This is a genomic window from Spirochaetota bacterium, from assembly GCA_026414805.1.
Taxonomy (GTDB): Bacteria; Spirochaetota; UBA4802; order UBA4802; family UB4802; genus UBA4802.
Genome location: JAOAIH010000032.1, coordinates 22,823 through 33,135, shown reverse-complemented (window position 1 = coordinate 33,135; position 10,313 = coordinate 22,823). Strand labels below are relative to the sequence as shown.

Annotated in this window: 10 protein-coding genes; 5 read left to right on the top strand and 5 right to left on the bottom strand. The window is 38.0% G+C overall.

What is annotated here, in order from left to right; all coding sequences use genetic code 11:
• Together N3F66_08160 and N3F66_08155 are read left to right on the top strand one after the other, a co-directional pair.
• A partial coding sequence (locus N3F66_08160) for a cation:proton antiporter (GenBank protein ID MCX8124122.1) occupies window positions 1–828 on the top strand: 828 nt, incomplete at its 5' end.
• 249 nt (window positions 829–1,077) lie between these two features.
• On the top strand, window positions 1,078–2,409 hold the full coding sequence (locus tag N3F66_08155; protein ID MCX8124121.1) for a C69 family dipeptidase: 1,332 nt from the start codon (window positions 1,078–1,080) through the stop codon (window positions 2,407–2,409).
• Here the strand turns inward: N3F66_08155 and N3F66_08150 are convergent, their stop codons facing one another.
• The 4 genes from N3F66_08150 to N3F66_08135 are packed head-to-tail and all read right to left on the bottom strand — an operon-like array spanning window position 2,410 to window position 6,654.
• Window positions 2,410–3,075 carry an MBL fold metallo-hydrolase gene (locus N3F66_08150; protein MCX8124120.1) on the bottom strand — a complete coding sequence of 222 codons (666 nt, stop codon included), beginning with the start codon at window positions 3,073–3,075 and terminating at the stop codon, window positions 2,410–2,412.
• A gap of 3 nt (window positions 3,076–3,078) precedes the next feature.
• Window positions 3,079–5,151: a glycine--tRNA ligase subunit beta gene (gene glyS / locus N3F66_08145; GenBank protein ID MCX8124119.1), complete on the bottom strand. Its 2,073-nt coding sequence runs from the start codon at window positions 5,149–5,151 to the stop codon at window positions 3,079–3,081.
• 38 nt (window positions 5,152–5,189) lie between these two features.
• A complete protein-coding gene (locus N3F66_08140) occupies window positions 5,190–6,197 on the bottom strand; it encodes a M23 family metallopeptidase (protein MCX8124118.1) in 1,008 nt (335 codons plus the stop codon).
• Window positions 6,198–6,228: 31 nt separating this feature from the next.
• On the bottom strand, window positions 6,229–6,654 hold the full coding sequence (locus N3F66_08135) for a polymer-forming cytoskeletal protein (GenBank protein MCX8124117.1): 426 nt from the start codon (window positions 6,652–6,654) through the stop codon (window positions 6,229–6,231).
• 587 nt (window positions 6,655–7,241) lie between these two features.
• Between N3F66_08135 and N3F66_08130 the strand changes: the two genes are divergently transcribed.
• The 3 genes from N3F66_08130 (at window position 7,242) to N3F66_08120 (ending at window position 9,098) form a co-directional block, all read left to right on the top strand.
• Window positions 7,242–7,898, top strand: coding sequence for a radical SAM protein (locus N3F66_08130; GenBank protein ID MCX8124116.1), 657 nt, complete (start codon window positions 7,242–7,244; stop codon window positions 7,896–7,898).
• A gap of 153 nt (window positions 7,899–8,051) precedes the next feature.
• A complete protein-coding gene (locus N3F66_08125; protein ID MCX8124115.1) occupies window positions 8,052–8,924 on the top strand; it encodes a radical SAM protein in 873 nt (290 codons plus the stop codon).
• A gap of 12 nt (window positions 8,925–8,936) precedes the next feature.
• Window positions 8,937–9,098, top strand: a complete 162-nt coding sequence (locus N3F66_08120) for a hypothetical protein (GenBank protein ID MCX8124114.1) — start codon at window positions 8,937–8,939, stop codon at window positions 9,096–9,098.
• A 32-nt stretch (window positions 9,099–9,130) separates the two neighbouring features.
• Here N3F66_08120 and N3F66_08115 read toward each other — a convergent pair whose 3' ends face one another.
• The gene (locus N3F66_08115; protein ID MCX8124113.1) at window positions 9,131–10,219 is read right to left on the bottom strand and encodes a FecR domain-containing protein; all 1,089 of its coding nucleotides are present in this window, start codon (window positions 10,217–10,219) and stop codon (window positions 9,131–9,133) included.
• Window positions 10,220–10,313: the final 94 nt, after the last annotated feature.

The following is a 10,313-nucleotide window of genomic DNA, read 5'->3' as shown; positions in this document are numbered from 1 at the left end:
TCAACAACATCAATGGCTGTGGTTTATGCAGTCATGATTGAGTATGGTTTCAACAAAACAAAGTATGGCAAGGGAATCTTAGGAGCTTGCTTTGTCAATGATTTGGGTACGGTGATTGCACTTGGGATTATCTTCTCTCCATTTACTTATAAAACAATAATTTTTATAATTGTGGCGATAGTTACTTTTATTTTCATGCCTGTGGTAACTGCCCGGCTTACAAAAATCTATGGCCACCGAACCGCAGCTATCCGAACCAAATGGATTTTATTTGTGTTATTTGCATTAGGTGCATTAGCACTGTGGTCGGGAAGTGAGGCAGTACTTCCTGCATATATATTAGGAATGGTCCTTGCTTCAAGTGTTGCAAAAGATGAATTCTTTATGCGACGATTACGAACATTGACCATAGGCTTTTTAACACCAATTTACTTTTTGCGTGCTGGCTTTTTAGTAAGTTTACCAGCAATTTTTCTGGCACCTCTACCATTTTTAATCCTTTTTGGTGGCAAGGTAATAACAAAAATATTTGGGTTATATCCAATAATAGGAATTTTTAAAGAGAGCCAAAAAGAACGATGGTATTACACACTGCTCATGTCAACAGGGCTTACGTTTGGTTCAATCGCAGCACTATTTGGATTAACTCACAATATCATTGACCAAAACCAGTATTCTTTCTTAATTGCAGCTGTTATTGCCAGTGCTGTTGTACCTACACTTGTTGCTAATACATTCTTTTTGCCAGAACACTTGCTTGAAGCACCAATGGCTGATGAGGAAATTTCACAACTTGATGGGCTCAATGGCGCAAATAATAATCACTAAATAGCTATCAAAATCCCCATTGCACTGTGCAGTGGGGATTTTTTGTAGAAAAATATTTTGACTTTTATCCTTTCATTTTATATATATAAGTAAAGCATTTTCATTTATTATCCTCAAATGGTGAAATGAAGACACTTAATGATGTGGCATTGTGCGTTGACGTTGCTTTTTGTTGAACACAAAAAGAAGTGCATGGAAACAGAGCACCTATGATTTAAAAGATATATTCTATTTTTGGAGGATAAAGGTATGTGTGATACTATCGTTGCAACAGGCAAGGCTACTTTTGATGGGAGTGTAATCCTGGCCAAAAATAGTGATAGGGAAGCAAACGAAGCCCAGCTTTTGAAATATATAGCAAAACGCAATTGGGGAAACGATACCACCGTTCAATGCACCTACATTTCAATTCCACAGGTTAAAGTAACCAACGAAATATTAATTTCAACACCATTCTGGATGTGGGGCTGCGAAATGGGAGCAAATGAATACGGCCTTGCCATTGGCAATGAGGCAGTGTTCACAAAAGAACCGTATGAAAAAACCGGATTGCTTGGAATGGATATAATGCGACTTGCACTTGAGCGTTGCAAAACTGCGTACGATGCATTAATGCTTTCAACAGAACTTATACAACGCTACGGGCAGGGTGGCAATGCGGGCATGGCGCATAAACTGTATTATCACAACTCCTTTATATTTGCCGATACAAAAGAAGCATACGTTCTTGAAACTGCAAATAAACACTGGGTAGCTGTAAAAGTAGATGGCATTCGCAGCATTTCCAATGGATTGACAATAGAAGAAGAGTTTGACTATTCATCGAAAGGCATTGAAGATTATGCACGTAAAAAAGGATACTTAAAAAAAGGCAAAACTTTTAATTTTAAAGAATGCTTCTCTGACTGGTTTTATACATACTTTTCAAAATGCGCTGCTCGTCAATCACGAACAACAAGCTGTGCATTGCGCTATTCTGGTTCCATAACGCCTCAAACCATGTTTACACTTCTTCGCGATCATGGAAATGACCATGAGTACCCCTCACCCGATAAAACTGATATGGGGACAGTATGCATGCATGCCTCACTTCTTCCCACACGTCCAAGCCAGTCAGTTGCTGCATTTGTAGCACATCTTCGTAAAGACGTTCCTGTCTTTTGGGCAACCGGCTCATCGGGTACTTGTACAAGCGTCTTTATGCCATTTTATCTTACAGGAAAAGAAATAGATTATTTCCCTGCAAATGAGACAAGCACCTATTCACCAGACACGTATTGGTGGATGCATGAACGAATTCACAGGCAGGCCATTTTCAAATGGGACTATTTCACCAGAGCTATCGCCCCAACTATACATACACTTGAAGAAGAATTCATTAAACAAGAGAATGAGCTGCACAAAAAGAGAAACACCAGCACGCTGAAATATTTCAATTTTTCAAAGCAATGTGTTGAAAAGGTCATTGAATTGCACAAACGCTGGGACAAAGAATTAAAAGCAGCTCCACCCTCAAAAACAACACTTGCCTTTGCACTTTTCTGGAATAGCCAGACAAAAAAGGCCCGGATACCCCTATAACTATAGCATAGGAAATATATATTTTTCTATAAGTTCAAAGTTTTTCTTAATGTTGTTTTTTCCAACTACTATATCCATATGTCCTGGTAGAAGGTATTCAACATCCAGTTGCTTCATGCGCTGTATACTTTCTTTAAGTAGCCTGCTATTTCCGCCGGGGAAGTCTGTTCTTCCTACGCTTTCCTTGAATATCAGGTCACCACATACAAGTACCTTTTTAGATTCCCAGTATAAACACACTGAACCTGGTGAATGCCCTGGTGTTTTATACACATGCAATACTTCATTCCCAATCTTCCACGGACCTTCTTCTAATTCAATATCAAAAGTAAACTTTGGGAATGCCATGCCAAACATGGCAAAAAACTGGGGACCTATTTCATTCAAAAATTTTATTTCTTCCTTATGCATTGCCACTTTTGGACCTTTGCCCATAAATTGGTGGCAACCTTCAAAATGGTCGGGATGTGAGTGTGTGGCCACTACATGCTCTATTGAATTAGTATCTATTCCATCTTTTTTCATATCTTCAAAGCGCATATCTACATATTTAGCAAGGCCCGGGTCAATAAACATATTAAAGGGCTCACCAAAATAAAATGTATTGCAATTGTTTTCAAATACACCACGCCAGATATATGCGTAAACTCCATCACACACTTTCATATCCTACTCCTGAATCTGCGAAAAATCTAACAGTGTGGTAAACATGGTTAGTATATGATGCAACATTCCCAGCCTATTGTCACGAATTGCCATGTTGCTGTCCATAACCATTACCTTTTCAAAATAGGTGTCGATAGCTTCCTTGCCCTCAATAAGTAAAAGGAACAACTCCTTATATTTATTTTTTGCAATATAGTCTTTAATTGTTGTTTCTCTTTCATGGAAAAAGCGATAGAGATTTTTTTCCTCATCTGCTACCAGTGCATCAGGATTAAATGTAAATGTATAGCCTGGGTTCTTCTTTATAAAAGCGTTGACGATGTTGTTCATCCGCTTGAAAGCAATAAGCAAATCGCCAAAACGCGAATCTTTCCTGAACTCATGAATGCTTTGTGCCCTCAGGTACAACTCATAGTAATCATAGCACCCAACTGCAAGGCACGCATTGACCTCATCAAATGCAAATTGCTTTTCGTACAAAAATGTCTTTGCCCTTGCGTTAATAAACTCAAGAATCTGTTCAATTAAGTTGTGCCCATTACTATACTGACCTGCTATGGCTGTGCATATCTTTGCAAGGTCTAAATGAATCTTGCGCTCAACAAGCATATCTACAATAGCTGCGGCCTGGCGCCGTAGAGCATACGGATCAGCAGAACCTTTAGGGATATTGCCTACTGAAAAGGAGCCAAATATATTATCAATTTTTTCAGCTAGCGATACCACAATGCTCACAATATGCTCTGGGAGTGCATCTCCCTGAAAACGTGGTCTGTACTGAAAGTCAATAGCTTCGGCTACTTGTGTATCCTCGCCATCAAGTAGTGCATATATTTTGCCAATCTGGCCCTGTAATGATGTAAACTCAAATACAAGCGCGGTGGTAAGGTCGGTTTTTGACAGCATCACAGCACGCTGAATCTTTGCGGTGGTAGATTCATCAATCGATAGCTCATTGCAAATAGCTTTTGCTATTGTCTGCATCCTTTCAACTTTATCATAGATAGAACCCAACTCCTTGTGGAAAAGAATGCCTTTGAGCATATCCACTCTGCCAGCAAGCGGGATTTTTCTATCTTCCTCAAAGAAGAATCGTGCATCGGTAAAACGAGCCCGTATTACACGCTGATTTCCTTTTACGATGTGCTCAGTTGGAGGATTATTTGAAACTACCAGAAATTTAGGCAAAAGGTTGCCGTTGCTATCGCGCACCGCAAAATATTTTTGGTGCTCTTTCATCTCGGTAATGAGAACTATATCCGGTATTGCCAAAAATGATTCATCAAAGCTACATGTTACAACATAGGGATATTCTGTTAAAAAGGTTACAGTGTTCAGAAGCTCTTCATCCTCAACTAAAACTCCATTCAATTGGCTGGCTGCTTTTTGTAAATTTTGATGTATTAGGTCTTTTCGTATTGTATGGTCTACTATCACCCCATTTTTTTCTAGTAACGGGATGTAATCCTGGCACCGTGATAGTGGTATCATAGTATTGTGCTGAATATAATGACCTCGCACCTTATTGTCAAATTCAATGCCGTCTATTGAATAGTGCACCACTGTATCATTAAAAAGTACAAAGATGTAATTGATAGGTCTGGGGAAGGAAACACGCTTCACATTCCAACGCATCCGTTTGGGAAAACTAACCTCAAGAATTATTTGCTCAATAAGTTTAGGGATAATCGCTGTGGTGGGTTTTGCTTCAACCTTACGTTTAGCATAGATGTAATCGCCTTTATTGGTCTTCTGTATATAGGTGTCTTGCAGCGTAATCTTATTTCCTTCAAGAAAACCGGTTAATGCTCTAGTAGGATTACCTTTGTCATCGTAAGCAGCTTTTACCGAAGGTCCTTTGAGTTCCTCAAAATCTTCGGACTGATGCAAGGCCATGTCATACACCAGTATAGCGATGCGCCGTGGTGTTGCAAAAACCTTGCACTGAAAAAATCCAATGCGATAAGCTTTCAATCCATCAGTTACAATTTTTTCCACCTGTTCAATTGCTGGTGGAAGATACCCTGCAGGTATTTCTTCGGTACCAATTTCGCACACAAAGTTAAGCTTTGCCATACATATATCCTGTTTGTGAATTATTGTTTGTTATATACTCAATGTTTCTTTTTCAATTCGGTATACGGATTAATATGCTGCCCTTTACGTATGATTTCAAAGTGAAGGTGTGGGCCTGTTGAATTACCAGTGTTGCCGCTTTTTGCAATGATCTGGCCCTGTTTTACATATTGCCCCTCTCGTACAATTATTTTTGAAAGATGGCCATATAACGTCCTGTCGCCGCCAGGATGCGTTATCACCACTACTTTACCATAACCACCTAACCACCCTGCATAGCTTATCCTGCCATACTTACTAGCACGCACCCATTCATAATGAGCTCGCACGTCAATACCCTGATGGAACTGGGTTTCGCCATAAAAAGGATCCTTGCGCCATCCATACCCGCTTGTCACATTTTTGGTTTTGACCGGCCATAAAAATCCCTTAAAAATATCCAGTGGTTTTGCATCGGGTATGAAAATATCCTGACCCACATTAATAAAATCAGGATTGGCTATAGTATTTTCTTCAATAATTTTATTAATTGCTACATTATATTTTTTAGCCAGCACCGGTAATGTTTGTCCGCGCTGTACGCTTACAAGCAAGCCATCCTTGTTAGGGATTTTTAACACCTGTCCCACGTGTACCAGGTCATACGACTCCAGCTTGTTACACCCACATATTGTATCCATTGATACGCCATAGAGCCGTGCAATTTCGCTTATGGATTCTCCAGGTTTTACGGTGTGCTTTATAATCTTCAGAGCAGGTTTTTTATCATTTTCTTCATAATCTTTGGTGGTAATTGCTTTCTTCTTTATTTCATCATACCAAGCAGCTTCAGATTTGAACACATCATTAAAGCCAACCATTCCAACACACAAAACTACCACTGCAGTAATTATTCCACATGCATACAATACATTTTGAATCTTTTTAAAAGGAATTGATTTTATAATTGTATTTTTTTTACCTCTGAATATGATAATTACCTCAGCTGACAAAATAGTAATACTGAGACTAGCTTTAGAATTAATATGTAGCTGCCAGTGTTTCATAGTATATGTATCGGCACCACCTTATGGCTAATTATTTCTCAGAACCCTTTTTGCCAAACAATCCTTGGGCTTGAGGCGAGCCAGCATATGATTCTTCAATAAGCTTCTTTACATCCTTCTTCTGACCGCCTGTAATGGTAACCATGCCATGTGCCACCACCCCACGCTGAACAGTGAGGATTGGCGTTTCAATATCACCCAGAACCTTTGCAGTTTCCAAAAGTTTAACTTCTTCATCAGCAACAATGTTCCCTATTACTGTCCCGGCAACCACTACATTCTTTGCATGAATATTTGTCTTGACTTTGCCGGTTTCGCCAACTACAAGTTCTTCATCAGTTTTTATTTCGCCTTCAAACTTACCATCAATCCGCAATGAACCGCTTATGTAAAACTTGCCCTCAAATACAGAACCTTCGCCAATGGTACTGTTCATGTTATCACCTTTACCTGCCATACACTATACACCTCGTGATTAAAAGTTTCATTATCTGCACTGTCAGAATATACATTTACTTTCAAATTTTTGCAATTTTATTTCAACCATTTTTTATTGTAAATCAATTAATCCATAGCGTATTTTTTATTATTGCATAATACACATATTTTTTTATTATGTGCGATAGTTACCTTAAAAAAGCTCATGGTGGCAATTATAATCTATACATTGAATCAAGATGCTTGCAATTATACACTTCATGAAACAAAAACTTATTGTAAAAAAATGCTTCAGGATTGTAAAGGATGTAAAGATTCTGGAACAAGTCCAAAATGACATTTTTGGTACAGAATAACATTTGTGGTTCTGAAATGAATTTTATGGTTGGCAATGATGTTTGTGATGCTGAAAGACCTTTTTTATTCAAAAGTGACAGTGTTTGATGCAAAATTACAAGTGTCAATCGTGATTACGTATGTGATTCAGAATAACATTTATGACAAAGGATGTAAGAGATTTCTCCATGTGTGATTTATGATATTGTTTTTCCTGTTCATTTTAAGGGTAGTAGTACATAACAAAAAATAAATTCAAATATACTAAAAATGAAGACATATAATGCTACACTGTGTGTCAATGAGATATTCTACTCCCTGCAAGGGGAAACAACTCGCACAGGGTTCCCCTCGCTTTTCATACGGCTTGCTGGCTGTAATCTCAATTGCAGGTGGTGCGATACTCCCTATGCTAGGACCGGATCAACAGTTACTATCGCCAATATTATACAAACAATAGAAGCATATCCATCATTGCATCATATTACCATTACCGGCGGTGAACCGCTTGTGCAGGAAAATACAATAGCCCTTTTGGAAATTCTTTGTAGAAAAAATGTGCCACTTCAGCTTGAAACCAACGGCAGCATTTCTGTTGAATATGTCCCACCGCAGGTTCATAAAATTATTGATGTTAAAACACCATCAAGCGGTCATGCTGACTCATTCAATTTTTCTAATATTCCCTTGCTTAGTCCCCATGATGAAATAAAATTTGTTATTGCCGATGACAATGACTATAATTATTCTAAAGAGTTCATCAAAAAATATCTGGTAGATGTACCATGTGTAATTAATTTTTCGCCGGTTGATGGTTTAATGGAGCCATACACGCTTGCTGAATATATTCTTAGAGACAGGATGAAAGTGCGGTTCAACATTCAGTTACATAAATTTTTATGGAACACTGAGCCAAAACATTTTTAAAAAAGTTGTGCATAACAGTTATGTTAGCTATAGCTGGTGATACAATAAATGCAAAATGTGTTCTTGAACACCAATTGTATCGTTTGGCTATTATTGAGATTTTATGATGCCCAAACAACTGTAATATGACAATCTGATTTTTTAGGAGAGCCTATGGATTATGTAGGACATATAATACGGCCACCTTCAGAAGCGTATAGCATGATAGTACAGGTGACTGTTGGTTGCTCGCATAACATGTGCACATTCTGTGGCACATACAAGGAACAGAAATTTTATGTAAAAGATATGCAAACCATAAAGCGCGATATTGATGAGGCGTCTCGCTACCGTTTTACACGTGTTTTCTTAACAGATGGAGATGTTTTAATATTGCCCACACAGACGTTGCTTCAAATAATAGACTATATTAAAAGTAAAAACCCACAGGTTGAGCGCATTGGCGTGTATGCAAACACCAAAGCCATAGTAAAGAAATCATTAACCGAATTACAGGAACTAAAAGCTGCAGGCCTTGGGATAGTGTATCAGGGTATTGAAAGCGGAAATGAAACAGTGCTACGAAAAATCCGCAAAGGTGCATTGCCCCACAAACAACTAGAAGCAGCAGAAAAAATAAAAAAGGCAGGAATTTTGCTATCACAAACGGTATTGCTTGGCATTGGAGGACTTGATTTAAGCATTGCACATGCCATAGATACTGGCAAACACCTTGGAGCAATGTCTCCTGATTATGCATCCGCACTCACCGTTATGCTTCTGCCAAACACGCCTTTGTACAGAGATTATATACAGGGAAAATTTTCGCTACCTGATAAATTTGGATTATTGCGCGAACTAAAACTCATTGTTGAAAACATGGATGTTACACGCCCATGCTACTTTACATCAAATCACGCTTCAAATTATCTTCCAATCAAGGCAACCTTGCCACAGCAAAAGAATGATGTCATTCAATTACTTGATGAAATCATACAAAAGAAGGATGAATCACTATTAAAACCCGAATTTTTACGGGCACTGTAGGAGGGAATCATTATGGATAAATCGATGGAAGACGCAATCCGTTTTATAAGTTTTGAATTACAGGATAACCCTGATGCTGACATTGCAAAACTCATTGAAAAAGCAAGCCAGCAGTTTGATTTAACACCACTTCAAACAGAATTTTTAGTAAACAAGTTTATTTTAAATAAATAGGGCTTGCCTTCGCAAGCCCTATTTTTCTTTATTTATTCTTCTTCTCCTGTCAGTTTGTCAAGTAGCTTCTTTTGGCCTTTTGCATATATAGCAACCTTGTCTCCTTCTAACTCAACCTTACCATCATTTGTTAATTTTTTGCGCCACAATACAGTTCCATCAGTTTTAGCACAGAAGATATAATCACCAGATGCTATATAAATTTTATCCTCGGTTTTTGTAGGTGGATTAATGACCTTTCCTTCCCACTCAACACGGCCATCCTTTATAAAATATATTTCATATCGAGTCACAAGCAATTGGCCTTCAGGCTGTGGTATCTGCTTTGTTTTCTTAACAACTTTTGCAACCTCTTTTACAACTTCTTTAGGCTTTTCTTCAATCTTTATAATTTCCTGTTTCTCTTCTTTGAAATCTTCAGGCTTGAATTTTTGCACTTCTTCTTTCTTAACTACAACTTCCTCTTTTGCTACAGCAACAACTTTTTCTATTGCCTGTGGAGTTGTTTCACCTTCTTTCTTCAATACCTGCTCGATTTTCTTCTCAGCTTTTTTAACGTCCTCCACTGTAATAACTACCTTTTCCTTTTCTTCAACAGCCGGTGCTACTTCCATTATTTTATCGATATGTTCTTCAACCACTTCAACTCGTTTTACTACAGCAACTTTCCCCTCAAAAACCTTTATTCTGGTAGTCTTTTGTGGATCAGCTTCAACCGAAAAATTTGTTCCCCGAACACCTGCAACTGCCGTTGGAGTTTTAACAAGAAAACTTTCGTTCTTTAAAAGTTTCTTGGGCTTGCAGATCATCTTGCCCACATCAAGCCCTAATGTTGTATTTTCTAGTCCGTCCTTCCTCAAAAGCTGAGCCAAAATTACTTTTGAATTTTCTTTTATACGGATCATAGAATCACCAATTTTAATATCACAGGAAGACATTGTACCTGTTTCAATAACATCGTTTTGATTAAGCACATCACCAATACTAGCAATTTGACCATTCTTCTTTACATCGCCAATACTAAAGGCTATAGTGGCATAATCATCAATCTTCTGCTTGGTGCAACTGCTACCAAAAACAGCCAAACTCATGATTAGTGAGTATATTAAAACCCGTTTCATTACAACCCCCTTTAGTAACGTAAATATGATATAGAATACTAACAATAGATTGCTGGAAAATAACCATTATTTTATACTGTCTTTTAATAAATAA